The organism is Amycolatopsis sp. NPDC054798, from assembly GCF_053611505.1.
Genome location: NZ_JBSHAM010000017.1, coordinates 86,452 through 100,677 on the forward strand (window position 1 = coordinate 86,452; position 14,226 = coordinate 100,677).

The 14,226-nt window shown below is 69.5% G+C and carries 10 protein-coding genes and 2 tRNA genes; 6 read left to right on the forward strand and 6 right to left on the reverse strand.

The window, feature by feature from the left end; all coding sequences use genetic code 11:
* The first annotated feature begins 9 nt into the window (after positions 1 to 9).
* Complete coding sequence (locus ACWGIC_RS13610; RefSeq protein ID WP_452076216.1) at positions 10 to 861, forward strand: phosphate/phosphite/phosphonate ABC transporter substrate-binding protein; 852 nt, start codon at positions 10 to 12, stop codon at positions 859 to 861.
* The gene (locus ACWGIC_RS13615; RefSeq protein ID WP_452076217.1) at positions 858 to 2,066 is read left to right on the forward strand and encodes a ferritin-like domain-containing protein; all 1,209 of its coding nucleotides are present in this window, start codon (positions 858 to 860) and stop codon (positions 2,064 to 2,066) included. The genes ACWGIC_RS13610 and ACWGIC_RS13615 overlap by 4 nt, the downstream gene beginning before the upstream one ends.
* Positions 2,067 to 2,104: 38 nt before the next feature.
* Here ACWGIC_RS13615 and ACWGIC_RS13620 read toward each other — a convergent pair whose 3' ends face one another.
* Complete coding sequence (locus ACWGIC_RS13620) at positions 2,105 to 2,764, reverse strand: ArsR/SmtB family transcription factor (RefSeq protein WP_452076218.1); 660 nt, start codon at positions 2,762 to 2,764, stop codon at positions 2,105 to 2,107.
* 247 nt (positions 2,765 to 3,011) lie between these two features.
* Between ACWGIC_RS13620 and ACWGIC_RS13625 the strand changes: the two genes are divergently transcribed.
* Positions 3,012 to 3,443: a MarR family winged helix-turn-helix transcriptional regulator gene (locus ACWGIC_RS13625; RefSeq protein WP_452076219.1), complete on the forward strand. Its 432-nt coding sequence runs from the start codon at positions 3,012 to 3,014 to the stop codon at positions 3,441 to 3,443.
* The gene (locus ACWGIC_RS13630) at positions 3,440 to 4,513 is read left to right on the forward strand and encodes a flavin-containing monooxygenase (RefSeq protein ID WP_452076220.1); all 1,074 of its coding nucleotides are present in this window, start codon (positions 3,440 to 3,442) and stop codon (positions 4,511 to 4,513) included. Before ACWGIC_RS13625 ends, ACWGIC_RS13630 begins: the two co-directional genes overlap by 4 nt.
* A gap of 216 nt (positions 4,514 to 4,729) precedes the next feature.
* On the opposite strand, the gene ACWGIC_RS13635 is transcribed toward ACWGIC_RS13630, so the two are convergent.
* Positions 4,730 to 5,728 (reverse strand): tyrosine-type recombinase/integrase, encoded by a 999-nt coding sequence (locus ACWGIC_RS13635; RefSeq protein ID WP_452076221.1) that lies wholly within the window; start codon positions 5,726 to 5,728, stop codon positions 4,730 to 4,732.
* 104 nt (positions 5,729 to 5,832) lie between these two features.
* A tRNA-Pro gene (locus ACWGIC_RS13640) sits at positions 5,833 to 5,906 on the reverse strand.
* A 101-nt stretch (positions 5,907 to 6,007) separates the two neighbouring features.
* Between ACWGIC_RS13640 and ACWGIC_RS13645 the strand changes: the two genes are divergently transcribed.
* Positions 6,008 to 6,081: transfer RNA gene (locus ACWGIC_RS13645), tRNA-Gly, on the forward strand.
* Here the strand turns inward: ACWGIC_RS13645 and ACWGIC_RS13650 are convergent.
* Entirely contained in the window at positions 6,050 to 10,774 is a 4,725-nt protein-coding gene (locus ACWGIC_RS13650; protein ID WP_452076222.1) for a HAMP domain-containing protein, read from the reverse strand. The genes ACWGIC_RS13645 and ACWGIC_RS13650 overlap by 32 nt on opposite strands.
* Positions 10,775 to 10,929: 155 nt before the next feature.
* On the opposite strand from ACWGIC_RS13650, the gene ACWGIC_RS13655 reads away from it, so the two are divergent.
* The gene (locus tag ACWGIC_RS13655) at positions 10,930 to 12,441 is read left to right on the forward strand and encodes a SpoIIE family protein phosphatase (RefSeq protein WP_452076223.1); all 1,512 of its coding nucleotides are present in this window, start codon (positions 10,930 to 10,932) and stop codon (positions 12,439 to 12,441) included.
* A gap of 40 nt (positions 12,442 to 12,481) precedes the next feature.
* On the opposite strand, the gene ACWGIC_RS13660 is transcribed toward ACWGIC_RS13655, so the two are convergent.
* Both ACWGIC_RS13660 and ACWGIC_RS13665 read right to left on the reverse strand, forming a co-directional pair.
* Complete coding sequence (locus tag ACWGIC_RS13660) at positions 12,482 to 12,649, reverse strand: hypothetical protein (RefSeq protein WP_452076224.1); 168 nt, start codon at positions 12,647 to 12,649, stop codon at positions 12,482 to 12,484.
* Positions 12,650 to 12,750: 101 nt separating this feature from the next.
* Positions 12,751 to 14,067 (reverse strand): protein kinase domain-containing protein, encoded by a 1,317-nt coding sequence (locus ACWGIC_RS13665; RefSeq protein ID WP_452076225.1) that lies wholly within the window; start codon positions 14,065 to 14,067, stop codon positions 12,751 to 12,753.
* Positions 14,068 to 14,226: the final 159 nt, after the last annotated feature.

Here is a 14,226-nt window from a genome sequence, read left to right on the forward strand (position 1 = left end):
GGGGATGGCATGACTCTGCTGATGGGCGCGGTCGCCTACGACCCGAAAGTCGTCACGATCTGGAACGGCTTCCGGTCCTGGCTGCAAAACCGGGGGCTGCCGTTCGACTTCATTCTCTACTCCCATTACGAACGCCAGGTCGAGGATCTCGCGGCCGGGCGGATCCATGCCGCGTGGAACTCGCCGCTGGCCTGGCTGCGCGCACAGCGCCTGGCGGGTGCCAACGGCAGGCAGCTCACGCCGCTGGTCATGCGCGACACCGACCGGAACCTGACGTCGGTCTTCATCGTCCGCGCCGATTCCCCCTACGAGAAGGTCACCGATCTGGAGGGCGCCACTGTCGGGGTCGGCGCGGTCGACTCCCCGCAGGCCACGCTGATCCCGTGCTCGTTCCTGAGGGAGGCAGGGCTCGTCCCGGGCGAGAACCTCACCGTCCGGCGCTTCGACGTGGGCGTCGGCCTGCACGGCGACCACATCGGCGGGGAACGCGACGCCGCGCGGGCACTGCTGGCCGGTGAAGTCGAAGCGGCCGCGATCATCGACATGAACCACCTGCTCTTCGGCAAGGAGGGCACGCTCCCGGCCGGAAGCACCCGCGTGCTCGCGCAGACTCCCGCCTACGACCACTGCAATCTCAGCGTCGTCGACGACGCGCCGCAAGACGAGGTCCGCAAGCTCGGCCAGCTGCTGCTGTCCATGTCCTACACCGATCCCGAGGTCCGGCCCCTGTTCGACCTGGAGGGGCTCACCGCCTGGCACGAAGGGCGCAGCAGCGGCTACGGCATGCTCGACGCCGCTGTGCGGGAGCAGGCCTTCTACGACGCCGAGGGCCGGGTCACCGCCGCGGAGTACCGGCCATGACCACCGCACTGCCCGGCGTGCTCGACCTGGAAACGCTCAGCTTCGAACGAGGCGCCCACCTGCTCGTGCAACAGGCGCTGCGAGGACTGCGCCCCGGCGAAGAACTCGGCGTCACCGGCAGCGACCCCGCGCTGGTCGTGCACCTGGAAACCTGGTGCCGCCAGAACGGGCACGGCGCCCGCCCGGCACTCGACACCGACTTCGGCGTCCGGGCCTGGGTGGTCCGCGGCCGCGCCGACCTCGACCGGTGGGCCGGCGCCCAACGGGCCGGCGGACCGCATCCCAGCGGGATCGTCAGCGACCCGGCACCGGACTGGGGCCTTGCCGCCCGCGGCGCACTGATCGAGCAAGGCGGCCCGACACCGCCGTTCGACATCACCCACCGCGACCTGGTGTGGGCCGAGATCGCGCCCTCGCTCTACGCGCATGCCGCCGCCGCCCAATGGAACCCCGACACCGAAGTGGACTGGAAAGCGGAATTCACGCTCGCGCCCGAGGTGGAGCAAGCGGTCGTCCAGGTGATGACCTACCTCATCGAGAACGAGCAGGCAGCGTTGGTCATCCCCGCACGGCTGCTGGGCCGGATCCACCCGCACTTCCGGGAGGTTCTGCAGCTGCTCGCCGTGCAAGCGGCCGACGAAGCCCGTCACATGGAAGTCTTCACCCGCCGCGCGCTCTTGCGCGGCGGCGAGATGGGCACGTCCTCGGCCAGCGGCCGGGAATCACTGGCCACATTGCTGACCGAAGCCGAGTTCTCGCTCGCCTCGTTCCTTCTGTCGGTCCTCGGCGAGGGCAGTTTCCTGAACCTGCTGGAGTTCCTGGACAAACACGCTCCGGATCCGGTGACCAGGCAGGTCACCCGCCTCGCGCGGCGCGACGAGGCCCGCCACGTCGCGTTCGGGGTAGCCCACCTGCAGCATCAGTCCCAAATAGACCCGGCGCTGCGGGGACGGCTCCGGTCCGCGGTCGAACGCCGCTACGACGCACTGGTCGACACCTCCGGGCTCAACCAGGACGTGTTCGACTCGCTCGTCATCATGGCCGCCGGCCAGTGGACGCCGCAGGCGATCGCCCGCGGCTACGACAAGGTCATGAAGCTCCAGTCCGAAATGGACGACGGCCGTCAGCGGAGGCTGGTCCACCTCGGCTTCCCCGCCGACGAAGCCGCGGACCTGTCCTCTTTGCACACCCGCAACTTCATGTGACCGAAACCCTGTCTGCACAAGGCCCGCCGGCCCGGCGTCTACGCGGCGATCGCCCGCCCTTCCGAACGCCACTCGAGCATCCCGCCCGACATCCGGCGGGCCTTGCGCCCGCGTGCCCGCAACAACCGCACCGCCTCATAGGACAGCACGCAGAACTCTCCCCGGCAGTAGGCCACGACCTCCTGGTCCGCGGGCAGCTCCGAGAGCCGGTCTTCGAGTTCGTCCAAGGGCACCGACACCGCACCGGCGATATGCCCGGCCTCGAACTCGTTCTCCGGGCGCACGTCCAGCACGAGCGCGTCACCGGCTTCGATCCGGTCCATCAGGGCGTCGCGGCCGAGTTCCTCGACCTCGTCCTCTCCCAGAAGCTCGTCGGCGGCCTGCCGGGTCTCGGCCAGGTGCGCCTTAGCGACTTCGTGCAGGCTCAGACACAGCCGGGCGACCTCGTCCCCGGCGAGCCGGTAGAACACGCGGGTGCCGTCCTTGCGGGTCCGCACCAGCCCGCCCTGCCGCAGCGCCTGCAGATGCGCCGACGCGGTCGTCAGCTTCAGCCCGGTGCGTCGCGCCAGCACCTCCACGCTGCGTTCACCCTGAGCCAGCACGTCGAGCAGCTCAAGCCGCTTCGGGCTGCCTAGTGCCTTGCCGACGCGGGCGAACTGCTCGAACAACACCTCATGCGGTCCAGGGTTCTCGGACATGAGGACACCATCCCGTTCTGCTTCTCCAAAGCTTTCTGGATCTATGCCAATAGTGTCACACTTCCGGCCCACCGGCGCGTCCGCATTCCCGTCGTGACGTGCGTGCATGCGGCCTGTGACCAGCGGCGAGAGGTCGACTGTGACCGCTGCGACAGGTGCCTGGCCCAGCGCCGTCGACGCTCCGGCAGCACATTTACTGAACTCACCTCACTATGTACTCTATGCATTAAATGGAGGAGGGTATGAGGTGGTCGGCAGTCCGGAGGAGGCGTTCGACAAGGCTTTCGAGCTGGCCGCCCGGCTGGCCGAGACGATGCAGGGCGCATTGGCTGAGCGAGGTCTCACCTCCAGCCGTGCGGAGGTGATCTACGTGCTGGCCCGTGACGGCGAGCTGATGCAGCGCGCGCTCGCCGACGCCCTGCGGTGCACTCCCAGGCACGTCACCAGTCTCGTCGACCAGTTGCAGGACGCTGGCTTGGTGCGGAGGCTGCCCCATCCTCGCGATCGGCGGGCCGTCGCGGTTTCCTTGACCCCCAAGGGGTCCGCCACCGCACAGTGGATCAACGACAGCCGGCACAGCGGCGCCCGGGCAGTCCTCGGCAACGTGCCGCCAGACGACATGGCCGCCTTCGTCCGCGTCGCCGACCTCATCCTGGGCGCCGTCGCCCCGGCGACATGACCGGCTACGACGTCGCCATCGTGGGCGGCGGTCAGGCAGGACTGGCTCTCGGACACGAACTCGCCGGCACGGGACTGAATTTCGTGATCCTCGACGCGGGCGCGGACATCGGCCACGTCTGGCGCAATCGCTGGACGTCCCTGCGTCTGTTCACCCCCGCGCGATACGCCGCGCTGCCCGGCCTCCCGTTCCCCGGCCCGCCGGATGCCTACCCCGGGAAAGACCAGGTCGCCGACTACCTCGCGACCTACGCCGGCACATTCGACCTGCCCGTCGAGACGTCGACCGCCGTCACTGCCCTCGAACGTCACGACGACGGCTACCGTCTCACCACGAGCCGCGGACCGATCCGGGCATGGCAGGTGGTCGTCGCGACCGGGCCGTTCCAGCAACCGGCCGTCCCGGCCCTCTCGGAAGCATTCGCACCCGAAATCCTGCAACAGCACAGCAGCGCTTACCGGGACCCGGACCCGTTCCGCGGCCGCCGGGTCCTAGTGGTCGGCGCGGGCAACTCCGGCGTGCAGATCGCCGCCGAACTCGCCGCCGACCCGGACGTCGCCGCGGTGACGCTCGCGGCCGGAACCCGCAATGTCCATGTTCCGCAACGCATCCTGCGCCGTGACATCTTCTGGTGGCAGACTCGCACCGGGCTGATCACCGCACCCGCGGCCTCCCGGCGAGGTCGCTGGATGCGCCGCGGCGAAGGCACTGTGATCGGCCACTCGCTCCGCGACCTGCGCCGCCTCGGAATCAGCTTCGCACCCCGGCTCACGAACGCCCTGGACGGCACTGCGGTCTTCGCCGACGAAACGCACACCGACGTCGACGCGGTCGTCTGGGCGACAGGATTCCGTCGGGACCACTCGTGGGTCGACATCCCCGGCGCGCTCGACGAATCAGTACTCCGCCACCGCGAGGGCATCACACCCACACCCGGCTTGTACGTCCTCGGGCAGCCCTGGCAACGAACCGCCGGCTCGGCGCTCATCGGCTACGTGGGCCACGACGCCACCCACCTCGCCCCGCGGATCGTCGGCCACGCGTCGGCAAAGTCCGCATCGTCCTCGTAGCACGACCCGGCAAATCTGCGCTGACAGACATCAAGGCAGGCAGCGAACATGGCTCGGCCGCCTGAGCACAAGCAGTGGCAGGACCAAGAGGTCGGCACTGCTCTATCGAAGTTCTACAACGCAGAACGAGTGATCGAGAAGAACGAGTCCGTCGACTCGTCGGGCAGGCTCGGCATCGCAAGGAGTGGCGCGATGTGTGCGGTCACGGCCACTGATTCACAGTGCATCTCCAACGCGGATTTTCCTGGCGGCTTCGTGCGCTCGTTCAGTGGCCGCGCTCGCTCCGTACTTCCGGGCCATCTGCGGTGTGGACCAGCCGTTGAGCAGCATCAGGTCGCCTTCGCTGCCGCCGGACTTAAGGAAGGTGTGCGACTGGAAGTGCCGGCCGAGGTGTGCGTGGAGGTTGCGGCCGAGCACGCCGTGAGCGTCGGCGTCGTTGCCGCGTCGGCGGAGCATGATCTTGATGCCGTTCGGCGAGAGCGGTGTGCTGCGGCGATGGTCGCTGAGCCACAGCCTGGTGGTCGTATCGGCGTATGGGTGGCGTGCCCGGACGCGGAGATAACGGCCGAGGGCCTTGCCGGTGGCAGCGCTGAAGGGGAGTGCGCGCCATTTGCCGCCTTTGCCGAGGACGTTGACGACGCGGCGGGTCAGATCGAGGTCGTGTTCCAGGTCGATGTTGGCGATTTCGGAGAGTCGGCCGCCGGTGTCCCAGATCAGTCGGATGATCGCTTCGTCCCGGCGGCTGTGGAAGTCGCGTCCTTGGCATTCCCGGAGAACCTGTTTGATGAATTCCACCGGGGTGATGGGGATCGGCTGATCCGGGATGTGCGGCGGATTCATGCGAGCCATCGGGTGGTGCTCGATTTCCTCTTCGGTAAGAAGCCAGTTGAACCATGCGCTCAGCGCCCGGTAATTGTTGTTCGCGTTGCCGGGGCTGGTCGTGGCGAGGCGATAGGCGATCCACCGTTTGACGTGGTTCGGTTCGTAATCTTCGGGTTCGCTCGGTTCCGTCGGAACAGAGGAGAGCCACGCTTCGGGGTCGTCGGCTTCCGGCGGTGCGACCGGGTCGGCGAGCCAGATGTGGAAGAAGCGCACGGCGTCGCAGTAGCAGCGGATCGTGCGGGGGCTCTTGTTCTCCGCCTCGAGTGACATAGCCCACTCGTTGATCAACGCCTGCCAGGCCGGCGGAGCGGGCTTCAGGGCTCGGGTGCGCATGTGAAAATCCTCAAATAGGAGTGTCACTGAGCGCTGTGCTAGCTCCCGGGCCGCATCCGGCGGCACGAAAGAGGGGCTGAACCCGCAGGTCCAGCCCCTATCGGTCGGGATGACAGGATTTGAACCTGCGACCCTCCGCTCCCAAAGCGGATGCGCTACCAAGCTGCGCCACATCCCGGCACCCCCGAAAGCCTCCGGAAGCCGGTGTACCCGGGGGGTGTACGACCCACCCTAGCGGGCACGCTAAGCTAGCTTCGCTCCCGGGTCACCGAGGGCGCTGCGGGTGTAGCTCAATGGTAGAGCCCTAGTCTTCCAAACTAGCTACGCGGGTTCGATTCCCGTCACCCGCTCCAACGCTTCTGAATCAGAGGACGACGCCGCGTCCGCCTCCAGGCGGGCGGCGATCACGTCCAGCAGCAGGTCAGTGTCCACCGGCTTCGTGATGTAGTCGTCCGCTCCCGAGGCCAGGGTTCGCTCCCGGTCTTCCTCCGTCGCTTTCGCTGTGACGGCGATCACGGGCAGGTCTTCGTGGGCCGCTTCGGCGCGGATCGCGGCGATGGTCGCGTTGCCGTCCAGTTCCGGCATCATGACGTCCATCAGGACCAGCGCGGTGTCCTCGTGGCGTTCCAGGGCCCGGATTCCGGCCACGCCGGTGTCGGCGTAGATGACTTCCAGGCCTGCCTGCTCCAGGACCGCCGCGAGGGCGAAGACGTTGCGCAGGTCGTCGTCGACGATCAGGACCTTTTCGCCGTTGAAGCGTTTCGGGGCGCTGTTCGGTTCGGCCACGGTGATGGTGCTCGGCAGGACCGGCAGCTTCGGGGTGGGGCGCACGGGGGTCGTGGGGGCGATCAGGTTCGCGGCGCCGACCGGCAGGTACAGCGTGAAGGTGCTGCCCTTTCCGGGAACGCTGCTGACGCGCAGTTCGCCGCTCAGCAGTTCGGTCAGCTGCTGGCTGATCGACAGGCCCAGGCCGGTTCCGCCGTACTTGCGGCTCGTCGTCCCGTCCGCTTGGCGGAAGGCGTCGAAGATGACTTCCAGCTTCTCCTCGGGAATGCCGATGCCGGTGTCCTCGACCGCGAACGCGATGATCCCGGCCGCCGAACGCAAGGACTCCTGCTCGACCTCCTCCGGGTCGGCCATCCGGATGTGCAGGCGCACGCCGCCCTCGTCGGTGAACTTCGCGGCGTTCGACAGCAGGTTCCGCAGCACCTGCTGCAACCGGTGCTCGTCGGTGTGCACGCTGCCGGGCACCGGCGGGTCGATCATGACCGCGAACTCCAGGCCCTTGTCCGCGGTCAGCGGGCGGCACAGGGATTCGACGTAGTTCACCAGCTCCGGCAGCGTCACGTCGGACATCTGCAGGTCCAGCTTCCCCGCCTCGACCTTCGCCAGGTCCAGGATGTCGTTGATCAGCTGCTGGAGGTCGCTGCCGGCCGCCCAGATCGTCTTCGCGAACTGGATCTGCTTCTCGGTGAGGTTGCCCTCCGGGTTCTCCGACAGCAGTTTCGCCAGGATCAGCGCGCTGTTGAGCGGCGTCCGCAGCTCGTGCGACATGTTCGCCATGAACTCGTTCTTGTACTGCGAGGCGACCGTCAGCTGCCCGGCCCGTTCCTCCAGCTCCTGGCGGGCCTGCTCGATCTCGATGTTCTTGACCTCGATGTCGCGGTTCTGCTGGGCCAGCAGCGCCGCCTTCTCGGCCAGTTCGGTGTTCGACCGGCGCAGTTCGCCCTGCTGGGCCTGCAACTGCTCGGACCGCGCGCGCAGTTCCTGGGCCAGCCGCTGCGATTCGGTCAGCAGCGCCTCGGTGCGCGAGTTCGACAGGATCGTGTTCACGTTGACGCCGATGGTGTGCCGCAGCTGCTCCAGCAGGTCCAGGTGCACCGCGGAGAACTCGTTGACCGACGCCAGTTCCAGCACGCCGAGCACCTCGCCCTGGAACAGCACCGGCAGCACGATCACGTTCACCGGCGGGGCCGAGCCGAGCCCGGACGACACCAGCGCGTACTCCGGGGGAGCGCCGTTGACCAGTATCGTCCGCCGGTCCACCGCGGCCTGGCCGATCAGCGATTCGCCGAGCCGGAACCGCAGGCCGGTGCGGGCCTGGGCGAGGCCGTAGGCGGCGATGCAGTCGAGCAGCTTGTCCGGGTCGCCGCCGTCCTCGTCGTCGTGCGCGATGAAGAACGCGCCCTGCTGCGCGCTCACCAGCGGGGCCAGCTCGGACAGGATCAGCGTCGCCACCGACGCGAGGTCGCGGTGGCCCTGCATCCTCCCCGACAGCCGCGCCAGGTTCGTCTTCAGCCAGTCCTGCTCGCGGTTCGCGGAGGTGGTCTCCTTGAGGTTCGCGATCATCTGGTTGATGTTGTCCTTGAGGTCCGCCAGCTCGCCGGACGCGTCCACGGTGATGTGCCGGGTCAGATCGCCCGCGGTCACCGCCGTGGCGACCTGGCCGATCGCGCGGACCTGCGTGGTCAGGTTGCCCGCCAGCTGGTTCACGCTCTCGGTGAGCCGCTTCCAGGTGCCGGACACGCCCTCGACCTCGGCCTGGCCGCCCAGCTTGCCTTCGGTGCCGACCTCGCGGGCGACCCGGGTGACCTCAGCGGCGAACGCGGACAGCTGGTCGACCATCGTGTTCATCGTGGTCTTCAGCTCCAGGATCTCGCCCCGGGCGTCGACGTCGATCTTGCGCGACAGGTCGCCTCGCGCGACCGCCGTGGTGACCTGCGAGATGTTCCGCACCTGGCTGGTCAGGTTGTGCGCCATGAAGTTGACGTTCTCGGTCAGGTCCTTCCAGGTCCCGGCCACGCCGGGCACCCGCGCCTGACCGCCGAGGATGCCTTCCGTGCCGACCTCGCGCGCGACCCGGGTGACCTCGTCGGCGAACGCGCGCAGCGTTTCGACCATGTCGTTCAGCGTCCCGGCCAGCGCCGCGACCTCGCCCGCCGCGTCGATGGAGATCTTCTTCGACAGATCGCCGTTCGCCACCGCGCTCGCCATCGTGGCGATGCTCCGCACCTGCACAGTCAGGTTGTCGGCCATGACGTTCACGTTGTCGGTGAGGTCTTTCCAGATCCCGGCGACGCCCGGAACTCGCGCCTGGCCGCCCAGCCGGCCCTCGGTGCCGACCTCGCGGGCGACGCGGGTGACCTCGTCGGCGAAGGCGGACAGCTGGTCGACCATCGTGTTGAGGATGTTCTTGAGTTCCAAGATCTCGCCGCGCGCGTCGACGGTGATCTTCTGCGTCAGGTCGCCGCGCGCCACGGCGGAGGTGACCTGGGAAATGTTCCGCACCTGGTCGGTGAGGTTGTTGGCCATGAAGTTGACGTTGTCGGTGAGGTCCTTCCAGGTCCCCGCTACTCCCGGCACAGTCGCCTGACCGCCGAGTTTTCCTTCGGTGCCCACCTCTCGCGACACCCGGGTGACCTCGTCGGCGAAGGAGGAGAGCTGGTCGACCATCGTGTTCAGCGTGGTCTTGAGCTCGAGGATTTCGCCGCGCGCGTCGACCGCGATCTTCTTCGTCAGGTCGCCGCGCGCCACCGCCGTCGCGACCTGCGCGATGTTGCGGACCTGCGCGGTGAGGTTGTTGGCCATGAAGTTCACCGAGCCGGTCAGGTCGCGCCAGATGCCGGCGACCCCGGGCACGGTGGCCTGGCCGCCCAGCTGCCCTTCGGTGCCGACTTCGCGGGCCACTCGGGTGACTTCGTCGGCGAAGGAGGAGAGCTGGTCGACCATCGTGTTCATCGTGGTCTTGAGTTCGAGGATCTCGCCCCGGGCGTCCACGGTGATCTTCTGCGTCAGGTCGCCCTTCGCGACCGCGGTGGTCACGTGCGAGATGTTGCGGACCTGGTCGGTCAGGTTGTCGGCCATCTGGTTGACCGAGTCGGTCAGGCCGCGCCACGTGCCGGCCGCGCCGGGGACCTCCGCCTGACCGCCGAGCCGGCCTTCGGAACCGACCTCCCGGGCCACTCGGGTGACTTCGTCGGCGAAGGAGGAGAGCTGGTCGACCATCGTGTTCAGGGTCGTCTTCAGCTGCAGGATCTCGCCGCGCGCGTCGACGTCGATCTTCTTCGTCAGATCGCCCGCCGCGACCGCCGTGGCGACCTGCGAGATGTTGCGGACCTGGTCGGTCAGGTTGTCCGCCATCAGGTTCACGGAGTCGGTGAGGTCGCGCCAGGTGCCCGCGACGCCCGGCACCCGTGCCTGGCCGCCGAGACGCCCTTCGGAACCGACCTCGCGGGAGACCCGGGTGACTTCGTCGGCGAAGGAGGAGAGCTGGTCGACCATCGTGTTGATGGTGTTCTTCAGCTCGAGGATTTCGCCCCGCGCGTCGACGTTGATCTTCTGCGTGAGGTCGCCGCGCGCCACCGCGGTGGTGACCGAGGCGATGTTCCGGACCTGCTCGGTGAGGTTGTCGGCGAGGAAGTTGACCGAATCGGTGAGGTCGCGCCAGGTCCCGGCCACGCCGGGGACCTCGGCCTGCCCGCCGAGGCGGCCCTCTCCGGCGATCTCGCGGGAGAGCCGGATCACTTCGGCGGCGAACCGCGACAGCTGCGCGTTCAGGCCGTTCACGGTCTTCGCCAGCTCGGCGTACTGCCCGCGCAGCGGACGGCCGTCCAGCTGCAGCGCCATCGGCTGCGACAGATCGCCCTCGGCGACCGCGCCGAGCACCCGGTCCAGCTCCACGACCGGGCGGCTGACGTCCTCGATCAGCCCGTTCACCGTCTCGACCGCGGCGCTCCAGCCGCCGGGGCCGATTTCGGCGCGCACGCGCTCGGTGAGCCTGCCTTCCTGGCCCACCGCGGTGCGCACGCGCATGAGTTCCGTCACCAGCCGCTGGTTGCGCTCGGCGATGTCGTTGAACGCCGAGGCGAGCCGGGCGGTGATCCCGTCGCCGTGCGCCACGAAGCGCCGCCGGAAATTGCCGTCCCCGAGGTCGTGGACCGCGGCGAGCAGCCGTTCCAGGGCCGCGACCTCGCTCGCCGGGACGAATTCCGGTTCCTGGGCCCCGGCGTTCCGGGAGCGCCCGGAAGTCTGGGGGGACTCTGTCATCTCTGCCGACCTTCCCACCACGCGTGTGCCAGCCATGGTCGTCGACCCAGCCTGCCACGGTTCGCCCTACACTTCGACCCAGTCCGCCCGCGCACACTGTGCCAACCTGGAAGGACCAGGACCGTCAGGTCGACCCGGAGGCAGGAGGTTCGTGCATGGTGTCACGGCCCGCTCCGGCGTCGGCCCTGCCACCCGGCTCCGAGCTGCCCGGGCACGCCGGATTCTGGCGCTCGGTGCTCGACGACGTGCGCGACCCGGTGTTCCTCCAGGACCCGGAAGGCGCGCTGCGCTGGGCCAACGCGGCCGCGCAGCGGCTCGGCCCGGCCGATCTCGTCAGCGTGACCGAGACCACCGGCAAGGTCGGCCACCGGCCGGCCAAGGTCCGCGCGCTGCCCGGCGGCTGGCGCGCCTGGACCGTGGTCGACGACGGCCGCCGTCGTCCGGAAGAGTTCCTCGCCGAGGCCGGTCCGAAACTGGCGCTCGCGCGCGGACGGCACGGCACCGCGCGGGTGATCGCCGAGCTGGCGGCCTCCGCGCTGGGCGATTGCGCCTTCGTGCTGCTGCCGACGACCCGGGGCCGCTGGGAATGGTGGAGCTGCACCGAGCACGGCGCGGCGGGCCACGGCCGGATCCGGCGGGTCCCGGCGCAGCTCGCGCCGGTGGTGTCCGACGCGGTCGCCGACGCCGCCCGGCCCGAGGTCCGCGCGGTGCCGGCGACCGAGGTCGCGGCGCTGCCCGCGGCGGTCGCCGAGCCGTTCGAAGGGCACCTCGAGGTGTCAGTGGTCTCGTTCGGTTCGGGCATGGCGGGCGCGGTGCTGCTCGGCAGGCGCGGCGAGCCCGCGTTCGGGCTGTCTCAGGGCGAGGCGGTCGAGGCGTTCGCGGACGCGGCGGGCACCGCGCTGGCGAACGCGCAGCGCTACGCCCGGCAAGAGGAAGCCACCCGCGGGCTGGAATCGACGTTGCTGCCGACCCCGCCCGCTCAGGTCGAAGGTGCGAATTTCGAGCTGTGGTACGAACCCGCCGGCGGAGTGCTGGGCGTCGGCGGCGATTTCTACGACGTCCTCCCTCGCGACGACGGCAGTGCGTTCGTGGTCGTCGGCGACATCTGCGGCAAGGGCGCCGAGGCGGCCGCCCTGACCGGCCGGGTCCGGCATTCGCTGGCCGCGCTGCATCTGGTCGAACGCGACGGCCGCACGATGCTGCGGCTGCTCAACGAACTCCTGATCTCCGGCGGCAGCAACCGGTTCGCGACGCTCGTGCTCGGTTCGGTCGCCGCCGGGGACTCCGGGCTCGACGTCACCCTCGCCTCCGGCGGCCATCCCGCCCCGCTCGTGCTGCGGCGCGGGGGAGCGGTCGAGGAGATCAGCGTGCCCGGCACGCTGGTCGGCGTGTCGCCGCAGGCGCGGTTCGCGGAGGCGACGACGCACCTGAACGAGGGCGACGTCTGCCTGCTGTACACCGACGGCGTCACCGAAGCCCGCAACCGCACCGAATCCACCGAACTGTTCGGCGACGAGCGGCTGTACACGGTGCTGGAGGATTGCGTCGGGCAACCGGCGCGGGAAGTCGTGCGCCGGTTGCGCGAGGCGGTGCGGGAGTGGCTCGGGAATTCCGGCCACGACGACATCGCGGTGCTGGCGATCGAAGCCACTTCCCGGACAGAGTAAGCCAGAGCAAGCCGGAATTCTCTCGCCCGGTCAGGAAAATTCACTTCCCTGACCGGGTTTGCCCTTCCGGCGCCTGTTCGGCCTTCGCGGTCTGGTCCGGCGCCGGAGCGGTCTCGACGTCCCGCTTCGGCTCGGCCGCGCACGCGGCTTCCGGGCGCTCGAAGTGTTCTCGGCACTGCCGTCCGAACCGACGTGCGTGTGCGGTCATCGGTCCCACCTCCCCGGCTCGACACCAGGATCGCGCGCCGGGACGGACTTCGCCACCGAATTGCGTCGCGTCAGCCGACCGGGTGGTCCGGCGCGGTCTGTCTAATGTGGATTCTTCTCGCTCGGCGGCGGTCCGGTTCCGGGGTCCCGGGGATTCCTGGTCTGTCCCGGCGGGGTCTGCGGCGGCGTCCGGCCCGGCTGGCTCGCTTGACTCGCCTGGCTCGGCTCGTCCGGCGGCACCGGAACGGTGCGGGTCGTCGTGCCGGGCTGCAGCGTCGTCGTCTGCCCGGGCGTGTCCGTCTTCGCCGAACGGGCCGGCGGAGCGGACGGCGAATGCCGGGGAGCCGAATCCGGTGAATCGGACGGAGCGGAAGCGGGTGGGGAAACCGGGATCCGAGCCGGTTCGGGAGCCGGCGCGGAGCCGGTGCCCGGGCGAAGCGGAGTCGCGAGCAGCAACGTCCCCGCCGCCACCAGCACCACCGGCAGACCCGCTGCGAGCACCGCGCGCCGCCGGGACACCCGATGGCGGCGGCAGAAGACCGCCAGCCGCGTTTTCAGCGGGAGCCGCAACGGTTCCGTACCGCGCAACGCGCGCGCCACCGCGATGGCGGACGGCCTCTCTTCCGGATCGCGCATGGTCATCGCGCGCAGAGTCCTCGCCAGCGGTTGCGGCGCGTCCGACGGCACGCGCGGCGACCGATGCAACCGCACCACCGCGGTTTCCGCTGCGGTGCCCGGGTATTCGCGGACGCCGGTGAGGCATTCCAGGAGCACCAGCCCCAGCGCGTACACATCCGAAGCCGGGCCCGGCTGCTCGCCGAGCACCTGCTCGGGCGACAGGTAGGCCGCCGTCCCGACCACCGCGCCGGTGTCGGTCACGCGGGTCGCGTCCACGATGCGCGCGACGCCGAAGTCCGCGATCTTCGGGCCGTCGCCGGACATGAGGATGTTGGCGGGCTTGAGATCCCGGTGCGTCACCTCGTGCGAGTGCACGTGCGCGAGCGCCTCGGCCAGCTGCGCGCCGAACTCGGCGACCTGCTCGGCGGGAAGCGGTCCGGAGCGCAGCCATTCGGACAGGTTGGGCCCGTCCACGAAGTCCATGACGAGGTACGCGTGCCCCTCGTCGACCCCGGCGTCCACGAAGCCGACCAGCCCCGGATGCCGGACCGCGCGCAGTGCCGCGATCTCCTGGTCCCGGCGGTTGCGGCCGAGTTCGACCGCTCCGGCGTGGAACAGCTTCACCGCGACCTCGGCGCCGGTTTCGCGGTCCGCGGCGCGGTGCACGCGGGCCGTCGCGCCTTGGCCGATCCGTTCGCCCAGCTCGTACCGGCCGGCCAGCAGCAGCGGAGCGGGCCCGTACCGGCCCAGCGCGAACCGTCGCGCGGTCGTGCTCGCGTCCGCATCGCCAGCGCCGGTCATCGCCGATCACCTTTCCCCCGGGTAGCGGGTCAACATACCCGCAGCCGGGCGAGGGCAAAAGCGGAGCCGCCCGATTTCGCGAGTACAGTGGCACCTGGGTATTACCGGCGCGCGCAATACTTGCAGCGGCATCGAGACGGGTGCGCGCCGAGAACGCCC

Coding starts and splice junctions, on each gene's coding strand:
- ACWGIC_RS13610 (WP_452076216.1), top strand. CDS start 10: ATGACTCTGCTGATGGGCGCGGTCGCCTACGACCCGAAAGTCGTCACG.
- ACWGIC_RS13615 (WP_452076217.1), top strand. CDS start 858: ATGACCACCGCACTGCCCGGCGTGCTCGACCTGGAAACGCTCAGCTTC.
- ACWGIC_RS13620 (WP_452076218.1), bottom strand. CDS start 2,764: ATGTCCGAGAACCCTGGACCGCATGAGGTGTTGTTCGAGCAGTTCGCC.
- ACWGIC_RS13630 (WP_452076220.1), top strand. CDS start 3,440: ATGACCGGCTACGACGTCGCCATCGTGGGCGGCGGTCAGGCAGGACTG.
- ACWGIC_RS13635 (WP_452076221.1), bottom strand. CDS start 5,728: ATGCGCACCCGAGCCCTGAAGCCCGCTCCGCCGGCCTGGCAGGCGTTG.
- ACWGIC_RS13650 (WP_452076222.1), bottom strand. CDS start 10,774: ATGACAGAGTCCCCCCAGACTTCCGGGCGCTCCCGGAACGCCGGGGCC.
- ACWGIC_RS13655 (WP_452076223.1), top strand. CDS start 10,930: ATGGTGTCACGGCCCGCTCCGGCGTCGGCCCTGCCACCCGGCTCCGAG.
- ACWGIC_RS13660 (WP_452076224.1), bottom strand. CDS start 12,649: ATGACCGCACACGCACGTCGGTTCGGACGGCAGTGCCGAGAACACTTC.
- ACWGIC_RS13665 (WP_452076225.1), bottom strand. CDS start 14,067: ATGACCGGCGCTGGCGATGCGGACGCGAGCACGACCGCGCGACGGTTC.